The following is a 22,188-nucleotide window of genomic DNA, read 5'->3' on the forward strand; positions in this document are numbered from 1 at the left end:
TATTTGTAACTTCAAATGCAATATAACCCGGTGGCAGTCTCAAAAAAATATAGATGTTATTAATTAATTACCGAAATGTTCATTGTTAGTGTACAATTGTCTAAACTTTAGAGGGTGGTCACTGGTATATGAGTATATTTGATTTCAGGTCCTATAAGGCGTTCTTAAAAGCCCAATGTGAAGTTGAGCGAGGAGCACTGACTCGTTTGGCAGAGGCCGCCAATACCCAAAAATCTTATTTGTCTGCCTGTCTGAATGGAAAAGGGCAATTGAATCTGGATCAGGCTTTTGGAGTTGCCGAGTATTTGAATCTTTCAGACATTGAGCAGGACTATCTCTATTTGCTGATTGAGAAAGAAAAGGCTGTCACTCCGGCTCTTCGCAGGCGCCTTGAATCTAAAGCAAAGGAGATGGTCCGCGAGGCCTTTCGGCTCAAGAATCAGCAGAAAGACGCTGTCATCGTTACTGAGCGAGATTCCAACATCGGCTTTTATTATGCCAGTTGGCTTGCGACGGCTATTCATACGCTGACATCGGTACCACAATTTCAAAGCATAGCAGGACTTGAAAAAAGGCTGAATCTTAATCAGAAAAGCATTGAAGCGGTGATCAGCTATCTTGAGAAGATGGATCTCATTAAAAAGAGCGGTGATAAATATCGATGGAACTCATCGAATATTCATCTGGAAGACAGCAGTGTCTGGATTAGCAGTCATCATACAAACTGGCGCGCGCGTGCTATGGATAATATTCAAAAGTATGATCGGGAAGCCACTCACTATAGTTCCATTCAGTCGTTCTCTGAAGAAGACTTTGAAAAATTGAAGAAAAAGATCGCTTACTTCATCAATGACTTTAATAAAGTCGCAGATCCCTCAGAGCCGGAAGACGTCTATTGCTTTAATATAGATCTTTTCCGGGTTTAGCGAATATCTCATATTGAGACGTGATCGTGGTATGTCCTTTGCTTCTTGGAAATTAACGAATGCAAAGGAAACTCAAATGATTAGCAGGAAATTTAGTGCAAAAATTTTATTCACCTGTGTGACGCTTTTTGCGATGCACTCCTTTGCAGTGGATTCCATGGCCGATGCGCAAAATCAGCCAGAATCGACACAACTATCGCAGTTAAAGACTCCTGACGTCCGTCGCAATGACGGCAAGGTTCGGGCTCGGCAGGAGGGGTCTTTGATTCTGGACAATGCCCAGAGTAAGAACCTTAAAGACTTTCAAAAATTTTCGAAAACTGAGGGGCCTCGTACTGGAGGAGGTGGAAACTCATGTGCTCTTTCGATTTATCAAAACACGGAGAAGTTGGTCAGCTTGATTCATGAGATGCCCACGCTGTTGAATGGGCAGTTAAGAGGATATTTACTACACAAGATATCCGTGGCTAAGTTTTATATCAGTGAAAATCTGATTTTGGATGGACAAGTAAAGGATGCCATTAACTATCCCGATACTAATGAGATCTATTTGTCCAATAGACTGTGCGGATTGGATTTGCTGGAGGTGCAGGGGCGGGCCATGGCAATCCTACTTCATGAATATCTGGGACTTGCTAATATTGATGACCGTCGGTACCAGGTCTCCGGTGCCTTCCTGCAGAACTACTCAACGTATAGGGCTCGTGGATATACATTTATCGCAGATAATTCTTATTTAGCCCATACTGGTGAGTGTGTTCAGTCAGTTTTGCAGATTCAGGTAATTGGAAACAATTTTGTCATCTCTTCCTCGTCTAAACCAGGCGCAAGAGTCCTTCCACTGATGAGCCAACAGGTTGAAGATTTTTTCGAGTTGGGCAATCGTGTCTGGGGACCTACCAAGACAGTAGTTGTGGCAGACCGGGATGCAGGTGTTGAGTATGTTTTCTCAAGTGAAGCTTGCAATAGCATAAAGTGTGAGTATCTAAGAATACGGAAGGGCAATGAAACCCTAAAGACCATTAAAAGCTCCATTAATGGGCTATCATCAATTGGATGCAAATGAGATCAAAAGCTTAATCGTGGTGGATTCCAGGTGGAAATCAGACGAAGGGACCCTGTCGAGGGTTCGACTATTATCAAAAAATGGCGGAGAAGGAGGGATTCGAACCCTCGGTACACTTTTGGTGTACGAGCATTTAGCAAACGCTTGGATTCAGCCACTCTCCCACTTCTCCGCGGGCTCGTTCTTTGAGCTGAGCAGTTAAATTGCCATAGCCCGTGCCCCAAATCAAGGATTGGGGGGCTTATAACGGGGTGCTTTTTGCAAATTTCTTTAAGAATGCTTGATTTTTCGATTACCGAGGATTACACATACGTCTCTTTCACAGTGCACTCGTAGCTCAGCTGGATAGAGTACATGACTACGAATCATGTGGTCAGAGGTTCGAATCCTCTCGAGTGCACCATTTTTTCCCTCAAGAAATCAATACCTTACAATAAAAAATAGCTATAGACTCTGTTGGCAACGGAGGACGCATGGATTTTAAGTTTTGGCTCAAAGTAGCTTTTATGATCGGTTCATTTGGACTGGTGATCTACGGAATGCAGCAGTTAAGGTCTTCTGATTTCGCGCGTGACGCTCAAAAAGACGATAGCGCCCTTTCGCTGCTTTTAGGCGGAGAAACTCGCCCTCTGAACTGGTGCCCTGCTGAAACTAAAAAGGTTGATGTTCTCTCTGAAAAGGGCGAGGTCATAAAGACTCTGGAGGCGGCGCCAGATATCAGCTCGGTTTGCGAGATTATGATCGGTTCTATCTCTGAGGAAGTGGTTCAGAAATCCCAGTTTTCCCGTCGTCTGGTGGCAACGGATGCGAAGGGGGCTACAAAAACCGTGGAACAGGTCCCAAACACCCCGTTTTTCAAAGTCGACGACATGCCCCTAAGCTCTGCATTGCTTGAAAAAGTCCTAAAGCGCCTGGAACAGCCCTGATTTCTGTTTGACAAGATAGGTCCAAACTAATAATTTGGGCCTTCACCGATGTTCAGGAGTAGCTCAGTCGGTAGAGCAAGCGGCTGTTAACCGCTGGGTCGGGGGTTCGAGTCCCTCCTCCTGAGCCATTTTTATAAAAAACCACCCTAGAGGTGGTTTTTTAGTTTCTGGGATAGGTCCCTAACCATTCTAGAACAAGTACTGCAGAGTAAATCCCGAAGAAATATAATACTGAATATCGCGGTTGGAGTTGTTGAACATCGCAATCAAACCGTTATCGAAGATGCGCACGCGGTAGCCGATGCCAATTCGGCTGGGCATGAACGTTAGCGTTGATCCAAACTCTGCGCCGTAACGAAGGGCTGTTTCGTCATAGTATCCCTTGGAAGGATACTTGTCGGGGGAGCGTAGGAAATAACGATCAGTATTTAGTGCGTAAACCGCGAACGCTCCAAACTGCAGTGGGCGCCAGTCGTGGCCTTTGATTGGTGTGCTCCAACGGGAATAGCGATAGGTAATATTCGTTTGATAGTAGACTTCTGAATCGATGGGATAGCCGCCGATACTTAAATCGCTGGCATGCTCCGGTGTCCATTCGTAGCTGACGCCGGCTGCAAGCGTGCCCATGAAGCCCGCGCGCTCAAGAAGAGCACGCCACTCTGCAGAGTGCGCAGTGCAACCGAGGAGTGTTGCAAAAATAATTATGGCTTTATTGATAGACTGCAATCTTCCTCCAACGTATCCATGCGTTTAATGCAGAACTGACCCGAGCCAGTGTTCAATCTTACAATGAGCCAATGAGCCCCATTATCCCCTTCTGAACGTCCACACTGCAACATGATGGTGCCGTTATCGGTGGTCAGTTGATAGACGTGATTGTGGCCGTTAAAGACTATTTTCACTTTGTTTTCTTTAATAACGTAGTCCATGTTCGCAGCATCTTGACCATGGAATCTTTCCTCGTCGCGCAGAGGAGTGTGAGTGAAGATCATTACATTTCCAGACGCGCCGTCGACGGTGTCTCGCAGCCACTGCGAGCTAAAATTCTCGGGGCTTTCCAGATTGTTTGAGTTGAAAAATATAAATCTCCAGCCGGGGCGATCTACATAGGAATTTAAGTCACCAAAGGCCTTCTTAAATAGCTCGGGACCAGCGCCAATCGTATCATGATTGCCGATTGTCATCAGCTTGATGCCTTCTAGGCGCGACAGTGATTCGATGAATTGATCGTACTCCAGGTTGTAGGAGGAATTTGTATAGTCACCGAGGCCTGCGATAAAATCATAGGGCCCATTTTGGTTCATACCGAAGGTGACTTTATCCAGAGCCTTATAATTTTGATGGGGATCTGAAAAAATCGCCAGACGTATCTCACCATCGCTGGCAACATCGCCAACAAGATTTCCGTTTTCAACGTTCAAATTTCTTTCGGGACGCAGAAGACTATCAGAAAACGGCGAATCCACGAAAGGTGCGCAGGAGCTAAGTAAGGCAAAGAGGCTGACGTAAAAGAAACTCTTCATCATAGACGGAACTCCACGGCCAGGCGTCCGTAAAAATCACTTTTTATGGTCGTTACCTGGGAATTCGGTTCATAAACTCTTTCGGATTCGTACAGCTTGCGATCGGCGGCTCCACCCAATGCAAAAATCACCCGTGTGGCTTCTGTTAAATCGCGGGCCAGGAACACCTCGCCCATGATTTCCTGATAGAACAAGCGATCCGCATCTTCTTCCCGTTCATGAAATAAATATGAGCGAACGGAAAGTGCAGCCAATGCTCCCACTGAAGTATTTGAATTAATTTTTCTATCAGCAGCTACACGCATACCAAAAGGTGTGACAGAGGCACTACCCACCCAGTCTTCAGCAAACTTCCAGACCATTCTAAAAAACGGGAATCCGAAGGAAACAATCATATCGTTTTGCAGATGATAGGTGATGCCCAGATATGGAAATGGCTGGCCATTTTTAATGCCGCGATTCTGCGACTGATCAACACCAAAGATCCAATTGTGATCGTCGATCATGCGGCTGCGATAGATGACGGCGGCATAAGTGTACTTGTCTTTTCCAGAACCCCAGGGATCGTCGCTGGCAGTGGCCGAGGCAAGGAATCCGCTGATGGATGCACCACTGTCGAATGTCTTGCGTGCACCGATACCGATGTACTCCTGTCTAAGCGAATTCCCTATAAAAATGTCTTTGGTACCAAGTTCAAAATCTGTCCTTCCCAGATTCAGTGATTCTGTGTAAGCGGCAGCTGACATAGCCCACGAATCACCGGCGTACAGAGGAACCCGCACTTCACCACTGGTGATTCGAACGGGGGAGTCTTTGTATGTGTAAGGCGAAGTCCATAAATCCGAACGGAAATCAAAAAGCATCAGCAGATCTTGTTCCTGAATTTCTGGAATAGTGCCTAGGGGCCTTGCTAAAGCCGGAAGCTGATAGAAGAAAACTACAGTTAGAAGAATAAGAATAAACTTTTGCACGAGATATTATTGATAGCCTTCAGGCATTCGTCATCTAAAAGAGCGGGGAAATGTTTTATAAAACATGTTGTACCCCAAAATGCTTTTAGATAGCATTCCTCAGTACATGATTAGCTCTAATGTCTTACGTAAATTTCTTATCGTCTTTGCTGTGCTGGGTTTCGCTGCTTGTGCGGAAAACCACGAAGACTCTGGCTTTGAAGGCCCCGTTCCGCCGATTGATAATCCTGAGATAATTGAATACGCCCAAGGCGCTATCAAAGGCCGACAGTGGAAGTACTTGCAGGGACGTGCGAATATTTTCAAGCGCAATAACAAATCCTTTCTTGAGATTCGACTGTGGGATGAACGTTTTGATAATCCTTGTGCTGTTGCAGTGGGTTCGAAATATCAGGTTCGCATGTATGTCCCTTTTGACAAAGGCAGTTGGAGAATCGATCCACTGGATCCATTTTCCTTGATTCCGACAATTATTTTTTCTGACTACTCCGCTGGCGGCAAATCCAAAGTAAACTTGATCGCTGACGAAGGAGCGGCTTCTGTGAACATTCTGGAAAAGGGTGGAGTTTCTGGAGTGGTTCGGGCGCGTTTTAATTCCGAGGAAGTTGAGCGAACCCAGGTTTATGGGCGCTTCAGTGTACCGCTGTGTACGACTTTATTCGGCTCAGATTGACACAAAAAGTCCCCCTGGGGGGTTCAGATCTCATTTATTGCATTTAGGACATAAAACCATCAGGCACAAACATTGAATTCCATGATCCCGAATCACGTATGTTGGATCTTGGAGGATCGATGGGCCTGTATAAACACCTAACAGGGGTGGTCGCTATTTGTATGTCTGTGATTGCGCTTTCTGCGCATGCGGCGCCCTCTTTTAGAGGTACATCCTCACCTATTCGCCCTGCAAATTCCGCAATGGCTCAGGCCCCCAAGTTTAAGAGCTATCGCGAGTGGAAGAATGAGAAAGTTAGCTCGGCCCAAACAAAAGTGACTTATTTGACCGGTCAGATTCACACACAAAAAACGAATCGTCGTGCCAGTGGTACAGATCCCAATTTGGCTCGTGGGAAATCCATGGAGGCTGTGGCTTCGCAAAATATCTCTATTGAGGCCCTGGAAAAACAGTTGAATCAGGAGCAATACGATCTTGAAGTTGCAAAAGACCTGTCAGTTACCGATTACTTCGCAGGATATTTGACCAAGGTTCCTGACAAGAAAGCCGCATTTAAAGATGTCGCTGGTAAATTATCTCCAGAAGAGATTGCAGAGCTAATGAACGCCTATGCAAACTCTGTATTTGGCGCACATGCGTCAGACCTTCCAGCCAGTGCTACAAATACAACTAAAGAATCAGGTCGCTAATTCCCGTTCGATTCAATATAATTTTCCTACAAAAGCGCGCTGCTCGGCGCGTTAAGACCTTAAAGCCCCTCGCTTTCAAAGAAACCGATCAAAAAAATTGCAGCGTCTCGCCTTGACTCTTTTTAGGGCGAGTTCATATTACCTCCATCAATATTTATAACTAAAAAAGTTCTAATTAACCGGAGGCAAATAAATGGCTAAGAACGAAATCGGCGTTCGCCCACTTCACGACAGAATTCTTGTTCGCAGAATGGCGGAAGAAGAAAAAACCGCAGGCGGTCTTTTCATCCCTGATACAGCAAAAGAAAAACCACAAAAAGGTGAAATCATCGCGACTGGTAAAGGTCGTGTAACTGAAGACGGCAAAATCCTGCCTCTTGAAGTTAAAGTTGGCGACAAAGTTCTTTTCAGCAAATACGCGGGAACTGAGTTGAAACTTGAAGGCGCAGAATACTTGATGATGCGCGAAGAAGACATCCTTGGTGTTTTCAACTAAATCGAAGAAATTAAATACGGAGAAAAATCATGTCTAAAGTATTAGTATTCTCAGAAGACGCTCGCGCACACATCCTTAAAGGTGTGAACACTCTTGCGAACGCAGTAAAAGTAACTTTGGGACCTAAAGGTCGTAACGTAGTTATCGACAAATCTTTCGGTTCACCAATGATCACTAAAGACGGTGTAACTGTTGCTAAAGAAATCGAATTGGAAAACAAATTCGAAAACATGGGCGCACAAATGGTTAAGGAAGTTGCTTCCAAAACTAATGATGAAGCCGGTGACGGTACAACTACTGCAACTGTTTTGGCTCAAGCGATCTACCGCGAAGGCGCTAAACTGGTTTCTGCAGGTCACAACCCAATGTCTATCAAACGTGGTATCGACAAAGCGGTTGCAATCATTATCGACGAACTAAAAGCCATGGCGAAACCGGTTAAAGGTTCAAACGAAGTTGCTCAAGTTGGTTCTATCTCTGCAAACAATGACAAAGAAATTGGTCAAATGTTGTCAGACGCTATGGATAAAGTTGGTAAAGAAGGCGTTATCACTATCGAAGAATCCAAAACTGCTAAAACTGAAGTTACAGTAGTTGAAGGTATGCAATTCGACCGTGGTTACTTGTCTCCATACTTCGTAACTAACGCAGAAAGAATGGAAGCAGTTCTTGAGAACGCTTACGTTCTTGTATACGACAAAAAAATCTCTTCTATGAAAGACATGATCTCCATCCTTGAAGGCGTTGCTAAGCAAGGTCGTCAATTGTTGATCATCGCTGAAGACGTTGACGGTGAAGCATTGGCAACTTTGGTTGTTAATAAACTTCGCGGCACTCTTCATATCTGTGCTGTTAAAGCTCCAGGCTTCGGTGACCGTCGTAAAGCTATGCTTGAAGACATCGCGATCCTTACTGGCGCAAAAGTTATCTCTGAAGATATCGGCCGCAAACTTGAGCAAGCGACTATCGCTGATCTTGGTGTTGCGAAACGTATCGTTGTTGATAAAGACAACACGACTATCATTGATGGCGCTGGTAAAAAAGCTGACATCACTGGTCGCGTAAGCGCTATCAAAGGTCAAATCGAAGAAACTTCTTCTGATTACGACAAAGAAAAATTGAAAGAACGTTTGGCTAAATTGGCTGGCGGCGTAGCTGTTATCCACGTTGGTGCTCCTTCTGAAGTTGAGATGAAAGAGAAAAAACACCGCGTAGAAGACGCTTTGAACGCGACTCGCGCAGCTGTTGAAGAAGGTATCGTTGCTGGTGGTGGTACTGCTTTGCTTCGCGCTTCTCAAAAAGTTGATAAATCCAAATTCTCTGATGAAGAAGCATTTGGCGCGACTATCATCAAGCGCGCTTGCGAAGAGCCAATTCGTCAAATCTCTGCAAATGCAGGTCTTGATGGTGCGATCGTTTTGGATCGTATCCTTCAAAACAAATCTGCTTCTTGGGGTTTCAACGCATACTCTGACGAATACACTGACCTGATCAAAGACGGTGTTATCGATCCAGTTAAAGTTGTTCGTTGCGCTCTAACTAACGCAGCTTCAGTTTCTTCTTTGATGCTTACTACTGAGACTATGATCGCAGAAGCACCTAAGAAAGATTCTCCAATGCCAGCTGGTGGCGGCCACGATATGGGCGGCATGGGTGGTATGGGTGGCATGATGTAATCCGCCGTCGCCGAAGGCTATGGCGGATTATCCGCCGAAGCTTTAGCGAAGGAGGATTGTCCTCTGTCCAAACTAAAAAGCCTGGGTTTCATCCCAGGCTTTTTTTATGTCCAAAATTTGGTAGCTGTTACTTAGAACAGGTATTCAATCCCGCCCAGGAATGTCGTCATCTTGTGACTGACAGTGCTGCGATCTGCAGTTGATTTATAATCAGAGCTGAAATTCTCAAATAGCAATTCACCCTTGATCGCAAACTTTGGCTTTAAGCGATAGCTGCCAAAGAAGCTGAAGCTGTTTATGGTGCTGCTTGTACCAGATCCTGAGTTTGGTGATTCACTCATTGTTGGATTCATAAATAAATCAAACTTACCACCCAGCTCCATCGGAATTTCGGGACCCAGTGGGAATGAGCCTCCCAAGCTGATCATCAATCCACCATACTTGTTGGAAGTGAACGCCACGGGTGTGCTGTCATCGATTTTGAAGTTCGTATCCTGATAGCCCGCACTTAATTGAATCTTCGGACCAAAGAAGTCGTTGGATAGCAGGAAATTGTAGCCACCAGTCACAGAATACTGCGACATGCTGGTGTTTAGAGATCCCGGGGTTGAGCCCGGAAGTCCGTTGTCGATCGAGAACACAGACTGGCGAAGGCTTAGACCCACATACCATTCTGGATTGATCCAAAGCTCGCCGCGCACCAGGAGGTTCGGTGCCAGATTTGCATTCCCCGACACGGATTGAGCCGTCGGAGTGGTTAGTTTTGTATTTTGAGAATATGACGAGAAACCCGCCAAGACTTCGACTTTACCGTATTGTGGGGGCGGCTCTGGAGCCCACTCTTTTGGATCATCACCAAATGCGACGTCTTTATCAGGACGAGTGGTGATGTCTGTAAGAATTTTTCCTGATGGAGTTGTCACCGGTGTTGAGTACTTTACAAACTCATCCGGCATTACCTTCGAGCCCACCGTGATAACACCTGGATCTTTTTCAAGTTCGATATAACCAAAGCTTAGATACGGTTCAACTTTGAAAAGCTTTACCCGCCCCAGAACTTCCTTTTCAGTGCTGACCATGAAGTTCAGTTTTGGATGGCGGTTGACCTTGATGATTTGAACAACGGATACGCGGCTGTCCATTTTCAAGCCATAGTTGCTGCCCAAGTTCAATGTTACTTGTTGTCCGCGGCGACTTAGGATTTCTGCACGGAAGGGCATTCTGTTTTTGATATTACTTAGCAAAATAGAAGCTTGAGTTTTTATGTCAGCAGTATCGAAGCCTTTGTAATCCACCAGGGATTCCTGCAGCAGTGGGAAACCATCGCGCCCCACAAATAGTGTCATCGTAATCGAGATGCCGCGAGGTCCGCGAATGATTTTTGTCGTAAGAGCTGCGTTAGCTTTTGCGGCTTGCAAAAGCTTTTGCACTTGAGCCGGTGCTTCATCAAGCAGTTCTGATTTGATATCAAGATTCTTTGGATAACTTTGCAAAGACCACTGTTTGTCTTCGTTAAGTTGCTGACGAAGTTGCTCTTCAACCGGTCGGGAGTAAATTCCGCCAATGTTGTCTGTTGTTGGTACCAGCACAATCGACTTGATTGCGAGATCTTGGTCGACTGGACTGACATAGGCATTCTGGGCAAAAGTCTGAGCTGTGAATGCAAATACAACGAAGCTGATTAGAAATTTTATTTTCATAAATTTAATTCTGCACGTCGAATGAAAAGTCGTCAATTTTGGGTCAAGTAATTCGGACCGTTGCCGAAATAATTTTTATGAAAATGCATTCTCTTTTTACATTGATGATGGCGATCTCACTTCTTGGTTCAGTATCCCACGCACAGTCTAGTCTGGAAGGTTTTTCAACTGGACGCTATGAGGTTCGAAAAGGTTCAACTCCAGCCAAGCTGAATCGCAATCCCGCGCAAGCGGCGGTCCCTGAGGTTTCAGTGACCTTGAAGGAAGATAAAACTCCTGCGGCCACTGAAACACAAGCGGTTGCAACTCCAGCAGCTTCAGTAGAAACTTCTCCGGCGGTAGTGGCTGCACCTGCGCCAACGCCAGTTCCTGCACCAACGGCCGTAAAAGTAACTCCGGTTTCAACGGCAGCACCTGTGGTGGCTTCTGAATCTCCGGCTCCAGCAGTAGTAGAGCCGAGTATTGCTGCTCAAGCTGAGGCATTATTCACTAACAAAGCCGACAAGATCTACGACTACTACGCTGAAACGATCCACCCGGATGATATTCGCAATAACAGATTGGAAGTCGAAATTTCCCCGATGGCTGTCTACAATGACTCCCAGTCGAACTATTCCTTCCGTGACTATCAAAGCTTTTACAATGCGCTTCGTTTTAAGGCCAATGTTTGGCTGACACCTCTTATTGGTGTTAGCGGCAAGTTTATTTTCTCCTTAGGATCCGACATTGATTCTATGGAGGCAGATGGTTCCCGCGTAGCTGTGAAGTATGAGCAATTTGATGTTGGTTTGAATTTCCGCAAGTACTTCGGAACATCACGCAAGGCGAACTCCCTGGAGTTTGCACTTCTTTACAGCGATAGCAAAATGAAGCCGCCAACAGATGCCGCAAACCGTGTGGGAATCAGTACTTCAGGACTTGGCATTGGCATGAAGGTTCGCGTTCCTTCATCGATTGAATACGCTTGGGTGTATGGCGGAACCTTCTTCCCTCGTTTGCAGCATTCAGAATTAGGCAATGCCTCTGACATTCATTCCGGTTCCGTTGGGGAGAACTCCCGCCTGGCGTTGGAATTGGGTGGCGAATGGAGATTGTCACGTTCCAGTCAGATTCTGTGGGGACTTGAAGCCTCGGCAGAAAAGAATATGTTTGACGGTTCTGCGTCCCAACCAGACCCAAGTACAGGTGCTACACCTAAGAATGTCAGCGTAACTAACTCGGCCTGCATGTTTTCCCTAGGCTATCGTTGGGGGAACTAAAATCCACTCATCAAAAGGCGGTATGGCTTCTATACTGAAGCCATGAAGATACGTTTCGCAATCATCGATGATGCCGCATTTCTGCGTGAACTCATTAAAAATATTATGAGCGCTGCTGGACACCTCTGTGTCGGCGAAGCCGAGAATGGTAATGATGGAATCCGTTTGGTGGATTCTGTTCTGCCCGACTTGGTTTTCCTGGATATGGTTATGCCATTAAGAAATGGCCTGGAAACTGCGCGTGCGATTAAGGAAGCTCATCCCGATATTCAAATCATCGGATGCTCTACGATTGATAGTGATGCGATGATCGAAAAGGCGCACGAAGCCGGGTTCGATGCCTACGTCACGAAGCCATTCTCAAAAGAAGTTTTATTGCAGGTTGTTTCAAAAGTTTTACCGCAGCTGGGGGAGTCAACTCATGGAAGAGGTTAAGTTCGTATTAAAGACATTGGTATTTACGATGTTGTTGATTGTGTTGTCTCAGGTAAAAGTGGGCGGCGCTTCGGTTGAATCCTATGCGTTCCGTTGGTTGCAAAGATCAACGGTGTCTCAGTATATCCAAAGTGCTGCTGCAGGGGGCGCTATGGCGCTTAAGAATCTTACAGTGCATGTTAAAGACGGGGTCGTCAGCACTGTGGATGGCTTTCAGGAAGGTTCGCACGAAAAGGCTGTTCGCTAACTACTGAACAGCTCTTTGAGTAGAAGCAACTTTAATGTTGGATTGTGTTGCAGCGATGTTTGAAGTTGTTGCAGCCGTGTTTTTGAAAAGGGTGCTTTTGTTGCGAGTACCGCAAGTTGCTGCGAATGAAGTGGAAGACATTGCGAAAACTACGATTGTGATAAAAGCTGCGATTTTCATATGATCCCCTTTGTGCGTTGGATACTGACATCTAATGCATCCGACATGCCAAACAGGGTGTTTCAGACCGGGAATTCATTCACCAGATTTCAACCACTTAGAAAAATCAAATCTCAAAATGAGACAACGGCACCAGACCGCGCCGTTTTGCGCGCACTGCTGGCAAGGAAGTGATCAGACTATTCCAAGCATGATAGTGAGCACCCCGGGGGAAGGCACTCACCAGCATGCTGGGTTTGTATAAGCGATTAGCTTCTGTCGTTGATACCTTTAGCTGCTTTTGCCTTCGCCGGAGGTGTTACGGATTTAGAGGCAGCAACGCGTTGAACGGCAGCTTTAGGAGCTAGATTTCTTACTGGAGATTGGCCATTGCACGCTGGTTCTGCAAATGAAACAGAAGCTGTTGTAGCAATAGCAAACGCGATCATTAGTTTAAGAGCTTTCATAGGTATTCTCCTTTGAAGTGAAATATAACTTCATACAGGAGTATTGCAGTGGATATGCCAGCTTTGGCGCCGGGGCGGGAAATAAAGACCGCGTGTTTTCAAGGGGTTAACGATGGTCGTTGGGCAATAAAAAAGGCCCCTTTTGTAAGGAGCCTTTTTTTGTACCTTGGCTGTTAAGGAAGTTAACAGCTATTAGTCGTCAATACCTTTTTGTCCGCTAGCTTTACCGGAGCTTGTAGATTCCCCGGTATTCTTGTTGGGATTAAATGCTGTTTTATCCAATAGACGCTCATGTCTTTGATAAATTTGGCATTTAGTACAACCAGGAGCACTAACGCCTGCATCAGTGCTCTTGCCTTGAGAAACTTCTTCAGCTGGATCAGAGCCAGGATTTGTCGTGCCCTGAGCATTAGCTGCAAGTGGAGAAGCTGACATTACTGTGCCGACTAAGGCGAAAATCATAACCATTAAGATCTTCTTCATACCGAAATCCCCTTAGAGATATAGCTCTGCAGTTGCAGGCGCGATAATGTCGAGCAAGTTATTGAATGTGCTGGCCACTTGCATTGCCACTGACGGACCTTCTTTACTGTCCACCTTATTGATTTCACCATTTGGTTTATAGGATACCTGAATAGTACCCAAACCAGGACGAGTCACGATGGATGGCTTGCCATATCGCTCTTCGTACTCGATCTTAACCACTTTTTTGGCTTGATCGGTGATAGTAGCAATACGACCGCGATTATCATATGTCATCGAGATCTTTTGACCATCTGAATTTTGTGCATAGTTCAGATTGCCTTTACCGTCATATTTAAACTGTGTGGCCTTCGCAGTAACCTTCTGTCCTTTTTGATTAAAGAACGTCGTGGAAACCTGAGTCACTTTTTTGATCTTTGAATCATACTCAAACGCCATGCGCGTTGCTGGTGTCGCTTTTACTTTTACCAGACCATCTGGATAGTATTCGTAGGAAATACGCTCTGAGTTTCTGCGGATGCCAGTCGGCTTACCGAAGATCTCATGATAGCTGATGTCTGTAACATTACCATTGATGGTCGTCATTACACGTTGAAGGAAGTACTGACCGTCAGGGCGTTGTCTGTGCCAGAACTCGTACTTATCGTCAGCAACAACTTCTTTGCCGCAGACTTTCTTAACTGAAGACCAATAGTGATTTTCAGGGTCGTTCTGAGAGAATTCATATTTGTAAGTCTCTGAGCACTTGTCGCGATTCGCAAAAGAGGTCACCCAGTCGTTCTTCTTATCATACTTAATGGCGATGAACGTTTTATCCGGCCAAGTTGCTTTAGTCAGATTGTGAAGATCGTCGTATTCGTAGGAGTAAGTTTTGTTCCAGGCATTCTTAACTGAAGCCAAGTCATCAAGATTTGCGAATTTGTAGTCCACGTTAAGACCGTTTGGTCCCGTAATGGATTTAACTTTCTTGTTTTGATAGTACTTGAACGTCAAACGACGACCGTTGTTGTCTTCGATCTTCGCCAGCTGATTTTTATCGTACTCGAACTTCAGAACGTTGCCGTTCTTGTCGTAAATGTGAGTCAGTGCGCCCTGAAGGTTGAAGCGCTGAGCTGAACCGTCTGGAAGGGTGCGCGTGTAGTAAGTTTTGTTGAACATGAAGTTTTCAACTTCACGACCGTTGGCAAAGAACTTCGTTCCTTCTTTAACTGGAACGATGATGCCGTACTTTCTTGCAAGCTCTGTACGAGTGCTGTCGTCTTCGACAAGCTCTGTTTTCAAGGAAGTCAGGTAGGCGTCAGTCACGCCGACTTTTTTCTCTGCCTTCATCTTGTTGATGATCTGAGAAATTGTGTTGTCAACATCGGCTCTGGAAACTTCGCGCGGGGAGAAAGTGACTTCCATACCGCCACCGCACTCTTTTACTTTGATATTGCCTTCGGCATTAACTTCCATGCTGGTCTCGAAATCAGAGCACCAACCAAAGCCAAACATTCCGTTAAATAGTGAACGGCTGTTGTAGGTTCTAACAATTTTAAGATCGTAACCAGTGCCTGGTACGTCCATGTCTATCCACGTATTGGAATAGTTGGCATTCTTCATGTCGACAAGAGCATGCGCCTGTGTCGAGAAAAGAATGGCCACTGCAATAAGTGCCTTCTTCATTATTTTTACCTCTTCCCTGAAACTGACGGACTACACTTTGATGGTAACAAGTTTTTTGATAATGACACCACCGATAATTTGCAGGGCCAGCATCGCGAACAGCAACACTAGACCTAGGGTGGTATTGAACATGGGCTTGATAAAGGTGGGATCGATGACTAAAAAAACACCCATTAAGAAAAATGGAATTAGAGTGACGATGATCCCTTGCATAAGACCTTGCGCCGTCATTGCCTGAATTTTTTTCTCAACCTTCTGACGTTCGCGAATTACCAAGACGATTGTCTGGAAAGTCTCTGCCAGATTACCACCGGTCTCTTTAAGTATATTGATGGAGGTTACAAACATCTGGACGTCAGGACGGGGAATGCGATTGCCAAGGTCATTCAAGGCGCTTTCAAAGCTGTCACCGACCTGCATTTGATACAGAACCTGTGAAAACTCCTGGCTGATAGGGTTTCCCATAATTTCCACAACACGCTTCATGGACTCTTGGGGATTTGAACCCGCTTTAATACCGTTGGCCATGATAGTGATACCGTCAACCATTTGGTCCACGAATGCTGTACAACGTTTTTCATAAAGCATACGAACGATCAACAAAGGCAGTTGCCAGCCTGCAACTGTGACCGAGGCGCCGAAGAAGGCACCCACAGCGACACTTGGCCAAAACACCAGGAATACCAATGCACCAATACCGAAGCTCATCAGCAGAATTAGTATTGTGATCTTTTTTTGATCCGCTTCCATGCCCATCAGGCGCATCATGCGGATAACTTCTTCGCGTTGACCAAGGCTGCGCTTATGAAGCCAAGCAATGGCTTTATCAGCCCATAGGATGACAACTGTGAAAACACAGATGCCAAACACGGGAATCATAATCCATTCCTTGAACAAGAAACTCATAAACTATCCAACCTTCTTAGGCGGCACAACCCCACCCGGCATCTTCGGCATTAGACCTGGAGCGCTTCCCCCGGCCGCGGGCGTGCCCGCCGGAGCCTTGGCGGCGGCGGGTTCATTACTGAAGATCTCACGCGGAATAACAACACCCTTGTCACTCAACTTTTGAATGAAGCTTGGGATTGTACCTGTCGCTTGGAATGCACCCTGGATTCTGCGATTCTTATCGTAACCAGTTTCTTTGAAGCGGAAAATTTCTGCCAAAGTAACAACGTCACCCTGCATGCCCGCGACTTCTGTGATGCTTAGAATTTTACGGCTACCATCTGAAAGACGGGAAATCTGAACAATCAAATTCACCGCTCCGGCAATTTGCTCGCGGATCGCACGGATAGGAAGTTCCATGCCCGACATCATACAAAGAGTTTCCAGACGCGCGACACATTCACGAGGACTGTTGGCATGCGTGGTAGTCATTGAGCCATCATGACCTGTATTCATGGCCTGCAACATATCCAGGGCAGCGCCGTCACGGCACTCACCGACGATAATGCGATCAGGACGCATACGCAGGGCATTCTTGATCAAATCACGAATATGGATGGCATTGCTGCCCTCCATGGAAGCGGGGCGGGTTTCAAGACGGACTACGTGCTCCTGTTGCAATTGCAACTCGGCCGCATCCTCGACCGTGATAACACGCTCGTTGGAAGGGATGTAAGAGGACAGCATGTTCAGCAAAGATGTTTTACCTGAACCGGTACCGCCAGAGATCACCACGTTCAAACCGTTTTCCACGCACAGGCGCAGGAAGTCGATCATGTTCTTGGTGATACTGCCGTATTCCATGTACTTTTCAGCGGTGATACCGCCTTTTTTAAACTTACGAATCGTTAAAGCGGGTCCGTCGATAGACAGCGGCTCAATGACTGCGTTCACACGCGAACCGTCTTTAAGACGGGCATCCACGTAAGGAGTGGAGTCATTGATCTGACGACCCAATGGCGTGACAATGCGCTCGATAATACGGCGAAGGTGATCATTGGAGGTGAATGTCACCGGACTCAATGAAACTTTACCACTTTTCTCGACGAAGATTTTCTTAAATCCGTTCACCATGATCTCGGTCACAGCCGGATCTGCCAGCAAGTCCTCCAAAGGACCCAGGCCCAAGGCTTCTTCCAGAACCTCTTTGATGATCTTGGAGCGCTCTTCGCGAACCAGTTCCGGAGCTTCCTTGTCGACGATGACTGTGATCTCGCGCTTGGTTTTCTCGCGGACTTCTTTTTCTTTGTTCTCATCCTGCTTGGTGTCGGTCAGAAGTTTCTTCAGATCGACAGTGCGAATAAGTTCATTGTGCACGCGGATCTTCAGGATCGTGCGTGGATCCATGCCATTGCCACCCGCAATCGCCGGGGCATTGGAACCTTCGGATGCTGCTGGAGCAGGTTTTGGACGTGTTAATGTTTTAAGACGTTGTAAAACTCCGCCTGTAAGCTTGCGTGACAAATCAAAGTACGAAGCTGTCAAAGGTGATTTCGGAGAGCTGATAATGAATGGCGAATACTTTTGTAAAGCCATCATTGTCGTCGCCTCATCCTGAGGAATAATTCCCAGGAATGGCAGTTGCAATTGATTGGAGATTGCCTGAGGCGACAAACCCGTTGGTGAAGCCTTGTTCACCACCAGTTGGAACATATCTTTTGGAAAAGTGGCTGAAAGCAATTCGTTGATCAATCTTTGTGTTTGCGTAACCACCAGAACTTCCGGTGTCGTCACGATCATGATCGCGGTTGCTTCCTGAAGAACTGCCATCTGTGCAGGTCCCAGGTCATTACCAACGTCAACGACAACAAATTTGAATGCGCGGGAGAAGAACTCCATGAGCTTGCCCAGAAGATCAGGAGAAATATTCAAAGACTCTTCAGGTCCACGGACTGCGCCCACATACCCCAAACCAGAGGCATGCATCGTCACAAGAGTATTCATGGGTTGTGAATTCAGGGAGCCCTGGAAGGTGGAAAGTTCCTTTAGGGTTTTTACAGGCTTAAGACCCATAATCACGTTTTGATCACCGACGGATTTTGAATCGGCGTCGATAAGTAAAACCTGAGTACGAAGTTCGGTCATCAAGGCGCAGGCAAAGTTCGCGGCGAAGACGCTCTTACCCACGCCTCCTTTACCACCAACAACAGCGATGAGATTACAATTCGGATTGATAGCCAATGCGGACCTCCGCTTAACTTATCGGCTTCGATGTTCAATCCGTATACGCGACGTTAGTCGCGCAAACGGAATTTTTTCTTAATTTGTTCAGACCCGGCACTTGCTGATGTCTTCACAACCGGAGTCACGAAAACCACAAACTGACTTTGTTGCTTCATGAACTCTTTGGATGCATACAAGCTGATGATTGGATTCTTCTGTCCAGCTGGACGATTGTAACCAGTTGATGATGAGTTGCGGATCAGACCACCCACAGCAGCACTTTGGCGGTCACGTACGACCACGGAGCTTGTCATCTCGTTGGCGCTGGTGATTGGAGCACCTGCAGGCGTACTGCCGATCATGCTGGATACTTTAAAGGCCATATCCATGCGCACGCTTCCGGATTTTTCACCCATAAGCACAGGCGTGATTGTCGTCACAATACCCACTTCGGCAAACGCAGTACCTGTCGTACCGTTTTGTCCAAGTACAGTGTACGGCTGATTGGTGATCTGTTTGATTTCACCTTTCTTACCGTCTTCAACGATCAAGCTGGTGCTTTCAAGAACACGCGCCTGACCATGTTGTTTTGCCCAGTTAAGCTTAGGCAACAGGTTGGATACCGTACCCGTGATAGAACTGACGATACCACCAGCAGCTGAACCACCAGTTTGGAAAGTCATCTGCGAGTTGTCACCAAGCTCTGGTGTAAACTGGAATTTGAAATTCTTAGAATAGTCTTTTTGCAGTTCCACGTAGTGAACCACAAGTTGAATCATCTTTGGAGGTGGCTTCGGAGCTGACTCCTTGATCTGGATAAGATTGATAATACCGTCGTTGGCTGGTTTACGCTCGACGATAACACCTTTTTCCACAGCGGCATCCACAATGCGGGCTGGAAGATAGGTTTTCGCAATGATCTCTGCACGAGCTGACTCCTCCTGACTGTTTGCCCAGCCTTGCAGAATGATTTTGTCATTCACCGAGCGGACTTCAATTTCAGGATTGTTGATATCACGGGCGATAAATTCAGCGATCTTCTTTTGTGCCAGGGGGCTTAGGGTCACAATTGAAGAAGCGTTATTACCAAATTGAGCGACAACGTTATAGATGCGGGCCATATCCTTAGGGAGCAGGATCTGACCGTCAACCACGACTCTGTCATTTACGATTTTGATGTTAATGCCTTCGATATCACCCAATAAAGAGCGCATCTCACGCACGATTTTGTCGAGTTTGCTTTTCTTAACGTCGATGCGATACTCAGCGACAACTTTACCATTGCGCTTGTCATGAATCGTCATTGTCGCGAAACCCTCTGTGCGTGGCACAAAGCGAATCACGTTAAGATCCTTCGAGTAGTCAGCAGTCACCACGCGACGGAAGTCGCCTTTGAATTCGACATTATCAGGAAGTGGCGGCAGTTTTTCATCCTGCTCAATTCCCAAAGTCAGATTGATGAACTTACGCGAACGAAACGCACCACTGCTGTCTTCGCTGGATGTTGACGGCGTGGCTGAAAGATCATCTTCCGCATGCGCGACAATTCCACAAAGACTTAACGAAAGCCCCAGTGTAAGCAGCATATGTTTCATGTTTCCCCCTAAATTACAATTCCCCAAAAACAATCTCAAATACTACAGAGTCTTAAACCCATTCCTGCGTGGTTGCGTCGGTTGTGGTGCTCGTTGCTGCATTGGTTGTTGCATCATTCGTTGTTGCGGCATCACGACCGGAGGAGCCACAGGCATAGCCGGTGGGGCATCCAGGGATACCATTGGTTTTCCAAGTACCGAATCCGATGTCGAGCTTGGAGCACGAACAGGGATGGTGCGATCGCTTGGATTTCTTAAAGCAAAGAACAAGTTTCCAGGTGCTGTGGAAAGAATGTAAAACAAATCCTGTGCTTCTTTCGGGCTGGCCTCAACCGTGATGGTTGCGTACTTAGTGTCACCTGTTAAGGCGATCTGATTCAGATTCTTTCCTGATGAATCCAATTCAAACATACGCGGAATGTTGTTCACGACACTTAGGCCCGTCGCCAAAACCGGCACGTCACTCATAAGCAGGAACACTTCACGACGTTGCGCCACACCTTTTCCAGAATCCACAGCACTGTAAATATCAATGCGATCACCTGGGCGGATAAGCTTTGCCACACCACGGATTTCATCAACAGGAAGAGCTACCGCACGTTTGCTTGGCGCAACTTGCAGGGCAATACCCGTATCTGGTCCTGGGGTTAAAAGATTGTTCTTAACTACCATTTGGCCTTTGCGGATAGGAACTGCGGCCACGTTACCGATGATTTCATCAGGAACAGTCACTGTATCTGGCTGGATAAAGTCTGCCGGCATGTCCTTGGTTTCAACCATAGTGTCATAGATAGTCTGCATTTCTGCGATGTCTTCCTTGGCCACCACCACACGTTTTGTGGAACCGAAACGCTTGTCGTATTCTGCTTTCTTTTCCTGGGAATAGCTATACAACAGGAACGTGGCGAAGATTCCTGCGCCAATTGAAAGCCATAAATTTCTAGTTTCGTTTGATCCCATTGTCTTCTCCTAAGTTCCACAAGCTGCATTCAGACAAATTCCGTATTGGGATTTGATCCAAATGGGGTTCACGCCGACTCGTTCGTTTCGTTCTTCTTCTTTTAAAAAAGGAATCTGCTGATTGTGTTCGTTCTTAGATCCAGAGTTCTCAACTTCCTTCTGACTCGCCATTAGATTGATATTGATCGGGCGAGTTGTCGCAAACCAATCAGGAGTACCATCTTTAGGTGAGTCCTCGGAGTTGATTCCATGCAAGCGCATGCTCATGGCTGCATAGCTTAGTTGGGCATTTTCCATATTTCCCGTGTTACGGAAGTATGTCAGGTTTGAACGGTGTCTGAATGTTTCAAACGCATAGTTTCTTGCCGCAATGGAATTCAGAATGCCGGAATGAATGGCACCAAAGAATCCCAATGAGAAAGTGATGAACGTAACAATGACAAAGATGACCGGGATTACCTCGATCATCGCAGAGCCTTTTTCATTGTTCAGGAGGCTTTTCTTGGACTTCAACATCCGTTATCCTCCATCGGTACATATTTATTCCGGTACCTGTCGGCCAGGATTCCGAATCTGGAATCCAGATCTACAATTGCTTCATAACGTTTTTTAATCTGCAGATCCCAGCATTCCTGCTGGGTGGGTTCGCGAATCAGAAATGCTGTCAGTTTTGCCTCAGGAGCTTCACCATCTTCTGTCGTGCGGCCCAGGAAGGCGATTCTCATCGCAAGTACACGGGCACTGAAAGTCAGGCGCGCGCCGGTTTGTGGAAGACGTCCGTCTTCGTAGGGGTAATCTTTGGAAAAATCCTGACCACTGGCGCCGCCGCCACGAAGTTCAAGATTGGAAAGTTTAAACCAGCCAGCGTTGGATGTAGTAAACAACGGGCTCAATGTGCCATTGCTCATCAGGCTTTTGAATTTGTTCTGACCCATTTCATTTTGTTTGTCTGGATCAATGTGGCCTGCCGCATAGGCACGGGAAGTAGAGAAAGTGATGTATTGGGCAATTTCTGCCATGGAAAGGGTAAAGGTCAATGCGAACATAACCATGCACAGTCCCGCACACAGGATCAAAGAAAATATAAAATCCACAGAGATCATGCCCTGTGAATTATTAATGATCATGTGAGGACTCGAGATTGTTCTCATTGTCTCCTCA

At 46.3% G+C, this 22,188-nt stretch carries 24 protein-coding genes and 3 tRNA genes; 12 read left to right on the plus strand and 15 right to left on the minus strand.

The window, feature by feature from the left end; all coding sequences use genetic code 11:
* The first annotated feature begins 128 nt into the window (after positions 1 to 128).
* Together ACLVWU_RS00495 and ACLVWU_RS00500 are read left to right on the plus strand one after the other, a co-directional pair.
* Positions 129 to 926 carry a DUF4423 domain-containing protein gene (locus ACLVWU_RS00495; RefSeq protein WP_413576503.1) on the plus strand — a complete coding sequence of 266 codons (798 nt, stop codon included), beginning with the start codon at positions 129 to 131 and terminating at the stop codon, positions 924 to 926.
* Between the two features lie 31 nt (positions 927 to 957).
* Positions 958 to 1,992 carry a hypothetical protein gene (locus ACLVWU_RS00500; RefSeq protein WP_413576504.1) on the plus strand — a complete coding sequence of 345 codons (1,035 nt, stop codon included), beginning with the start codon at positions 958 to 960 and terminating at the stop codon, positions 1,990 to 1,992.
* 81 nt (positions 1,993 to 2,073) lie between these two features.
* Here ACLVWU_RS00500 and ACLVWU_RS00505 read toward each other — a convergent pair.
* Positions 2,074 to 2,164 (minus strand) — tRNA-Ser (locus ACLVWU_RS00505).
* Between the two features lie 154 nt (positions 2,165 to 2,318).
* Between ACLVWU_RS00505 and ACLVWU_RS00510 the strand changes: the two genes are divergently transcribed.
* The 3 genes from ACLVWU_RS00510 (at position 2,319) to ACLVWU_RS00520 (ending at position 3,046) form a co-directional block, all read left to right on the plus strand.
* Positions 2,319 to 2,395, plus strand: a tRNA-Arg gene (locus ACLVWU_RS00510).
* A 70-nt stretch (positions 2,396 to 2,465) separates the two neighbouring features.
* Positions 2,466 to 2,918, plus strand: a complete 453-nt coding sequence (locus ACLVWU_RS00515) for a hypothetical protein (protein WP_413576505.1) — start codon at positions 2,466 to 2,468, stop codon at positions 2,916 to 2,918.
* A 52-nt stretch (positions 2,919 to 2,970) separates the two neighbouring features.
* A tRNA-Asn gene (locus ACLVWU_RS00520) sits at positions 2,971 to 3,046 on the plus strand.
* 61 nt (positions 3,047 to 3,107) lie between these two features.
* On the opposite strand, the gene ACLVWU_RS00525 is transcribed toward ACLVWU_RS00520, so the two are convergent.
* The 3 genes from ACLVWU_RS00525 to ACLVWU_RS00535 are packed head-to-tail and all read right to left on the minus strand — an operon-like array spanning position 3,108 to position 5,412.
* The gene (locus ACLVWU_RS00525; protein ID WP_413576506.1) at positions 3,108 to 3,644 is read right to left on the minus strand and encodes a hypothetical protein; all 537 of its coding nucleotides are present in this window, start codon (positions 3,642 to 3,644) and stop codon (positions 3,108 to 3,110) included.
* A complete protein-coding gene (locus ACLVWU_RS00530) occupies positions 3,620 to 4,444 on the minus strand; it encodes a metallophosphoesterase family protein (RefSeq protein ID WP_413576507.1) in 825 nt (274 codons plus the stop codon). Before ACLVWU_RS00530 ends, ACLVWU_RS00525 begins: the two co-directional genes overlap by 25 nt.
* Positions 4,441 to 5,412 carry a hypothetical protein gene (locus tag ACLVWU_RS00535; RefSeq protein ID WP_413576508.1) on the minus strand — a complete coding sequence of 324 codons (972 nt, stop codon included), beginning with the start codon at positions 5,410 to 5,412 and terminating at the stop codon, positions 4,441 to 4,443. The genes ACLVWU_RS00530 and ACLVWU_RS00535 overlap by 4 nt, the downstream gene beginning before the upstream one ends.
* Positions 5,413 to 5,518: 106 nt before the next feature.
* On the opposite strand from ACLVWU_RS00535, the gene ACLVWU_RS00540 reads away from it, so the two are divergent.
* From ACLVWU_RS00540 to groL, 4 genes are all read left to right on the plus strand, one after another.
* Positions 5,519 to 6,085 carry a hypothetical protein gene (locus ACLVWU_RS00540; RefSeq protein WP_413576509.1) on the plus strand — a complete coding sequence of 189 codons (567 nt, stop codon included), beginning with the start codon at positions 5,519 to 5,521 and terminating at the stop codon, positions 6,083 to 6,085.
* A gap of 119 nt (positions 6,086 to 6,204) precedes the next feature.
* Complete coding sequence (locus ACLVWU_RS00545) at positions 6,205 to 6,774, plus strand: hypothetical protein (protein ID WP_413576510.1); 570 nt, start codon at positions 6,205 to 6,207, stop codon at positions 6,772 to 6,774.
* 208 nt (positions 6,775 to 6,982) lie between these two features.
* On the plus strand, positions 6,983 to 7,270 hold the full coding sequence (gene groES, locus ACLVWU_RS00550) for a co-chaperone GroES (protein ID WP_168196705.1): 288 nt from the start codon (positions 6,983 to 6,985) through the stop codon (positions 7,268 to 7,270).
* Between the two features lie 29 nt (positions 7,271 to 7,299).
* Positions 7,300 to 8,946, plus strand: a complete 1,647-nt coding sequence (gene groL, locus ACLVWU_RS00555) for a chaperonin GroEL (protein WP_413576511.1) — start codon at positions 7,300 to 7,302, stop codon at positions 8,944 to 8,946.
* 131 nt (positions 8,947 to 9,077) lie between these two features.
* Here the strand turns inward: groL and ACLVWU_RS00560 are convergent, their stop codons facing one another.
* Positions 9,078 to 10,646 carry a hypothetical protein gene (locus ACLVWU_RS00560; protein WP_413576512.1) on the minus strand — a complete coding sequence of 523 codons (1,569 nt, stop codon included), beginning with the start codon at positions 10,644 to 10,646 and terminating at the stop codon, positions 9,078 to 9,080.
* Positions 10,647 to 10,723: 77 nt separating this feature from the next.
* On the opposite strand from ACLVWU_RS00560, the gene ACLVWU_RS00565 reads away from it, so the two are divergent.
* From ACLVWU_RS00565 to ACLVWU_RS00575, 3 genes are read left to right on the plus strand one after another with little or no spacing between them, the layout of a single operon-like run.
* A complete protein-coding gene (locus ACLVWU_RS00565) occupies positions 10,724 to 11,905 on the plus strand; it encodes a hypothetical protein (protein ID WP_413576513.1) in 1,182 nt (393 codons plus the stop codon).
* A 42-nt stretch (positions 11,906 to 11,947) separates the two neighbouring features.
* Complete coding sequence (locus tag ACLVWU_RS00570; protein WP_413576514.1) at positions 11,948 to 12,340, plus strand: response regulator; 393 nt, start codon at positions 11,948 to 11,950, stop codon at positions 12,338 to 12,340.
* Positions 12,327 to 12,587: a hypothetical protein gene (locus ACLVWU_RS00575; protein ID WP_340598284.1), complete on the plus strand. Its 261-nt coding sequence runs from the start codon at positions 12,327 to 12,329 to the stop codon at positions 12,585 to 12,587. Before ACLVWU_RS00570 ends, ACLVWU_RS00575 begins: the two co-directional genes overlap by 14 nt.
* On the opposite strand, the gene ACLVWU_RS00580 is transcribed toward ACLVWU_RS00575, so the two are convergent.
* From ACLVWU_RS00580 to ACLVWU_RS00625, 10 genes are all read right to left on the minus strand, one after another.
* On the minus strand, positions 12,588 to 12,767 hold the full coding sequence (locus ACLVWU_RS00580) for a hypothetical protein (RefSeq protein ID WP_413576516.1): 180 nt from the start codon (positions 12,765 to 12,767) through the stop codon (positions 12,588 to 12,590).
* Positions 12,768 to 13,015: 248 nt separating this feature from the next.
* Positions 13,016 to 13,213 carry a hypothetical protein gene (locus tag ACLVWU_RS00585; protein ID WP_413576517.1) on the minus strand — a complete coding sequence of 66 codons (198 nt, stop codon included), beginning with the start codon at positions 13,211 to 13,213 and terminating at the stop codon, positions 13,016 to 13,018.
* Between the two features lie 192 nt (positions 13,214 to 13,405).
* Positions 13,406 to 13,696 carry a hypothetical protein gene (locus tag ACLVWU_RS00590; RefSeq protein ID WP_413576518.1) on the minus strand — a complete coding sequence of 97 codons (291 nt, stop codon included), beginning with the start codon at positions 13,694 to 13,696 and terminating at the stop codon, positions 13,406 to 13,408.
* Between the two features lie 12 nt (positions 13,697 to 13,708).
* A complete protein-coding gene (locus tag ACLVWU_RS00595; RefSeq protein ID WP_413576519.1) occupies positions 13,709 to 15,361 on the minus strand; it encodes a DUF6531 domain-containing protein in 1,653 nt (550 codons plus the stop codon).
* A gap of 30 nt (positions 15,362 to 15,391) precedes the next feature.
* Positions 15,392 to 16,267: a type II secretion system F family protein gene (locus ACLVWU_RS00600; RefSeq protein ID WP_413576520.1), complete on the minus strand. Its 876-nt coding sequence runs from the start codon at positions 16,265 to 16,267 to the stop codon at positions 15,392 to 15,394.
* A 3-nt stretch (positions 16,268 to 16,270) separates the two neighbouring features.
* Positions 16,271 to 18,490: an ATPase, T2SS/T4P/T4SS family gene (locus tag ACLVWU_RS00605; protein ID WP_413576521.1), complete on the minus strand. Its 2,220-nt coding sequence runs from the start codon at positions 18,488 to 18,490 to the stop codon at positions 16,271 to 16,273.
* Positions 18,491 to 18,543: 53 nt separating this feature from the next.
* Positions 18,544 to 20,067, minus strand: coding sequence for a BON domain-containing protein (locus tag ACLVWU_RS00610; RefSeq protein ID WP_413576522.1), 1,524 nt, complete (start codon positions 20,065 to 20,067; stop codon positions 18,544 to 18,546).
* A gap of 42 nt (positions 20,068 to 20,109) precedes the next feature.
* Entirely contained in the window at positions 20,110 to 21,027 is a 918-nt protein-coding gene (gene cpaB / locus ACLVWU_RS00615; protein ID WP_413576524.1) for a Flp pilus assembly protein CpaB, read from the minus strand.
* Between the two features lie 9 nt (positions 21,028 to 21,036).
* Positions 21,037 to 21,543 carry a hypothetical protein gene (locus ACLVWU_RS00620; protein ID WP_413576525.1) on the minus strand — a complete coding sequence of 169 codons (507 nt, stop codon included), beginning with the start codon at positions 21,541 to 21,543 and terminating at the stop codon, positions 21,037 to 21,039.
* Positions 21,537 to 22,178, minus strand: coding sequence for a hypothetical protein (locus ACLVWU_RS00625; protein ID WP_413576526.1), 642 nt, complete (start codon positions 22,176 to 22,178; stop codon positions 21,537 to 21,539). Before ACLVWU_RS00625 ends, ACLVWU_RS00620 begins: the two co-directional genes overlap by 7 nt.
* Positions 22,179 to 22,188: the final 10 nt, after the last annotated feature.

The organism is Bdellovibrio sp. HCB290 (assembly GCF_047305925.1).
GTDB lineage: Bacteria > Bdellovibrionota > Bdellovibrionia > Bdellovibrionales > Bdellovibrionaceae > Bdellovibrio.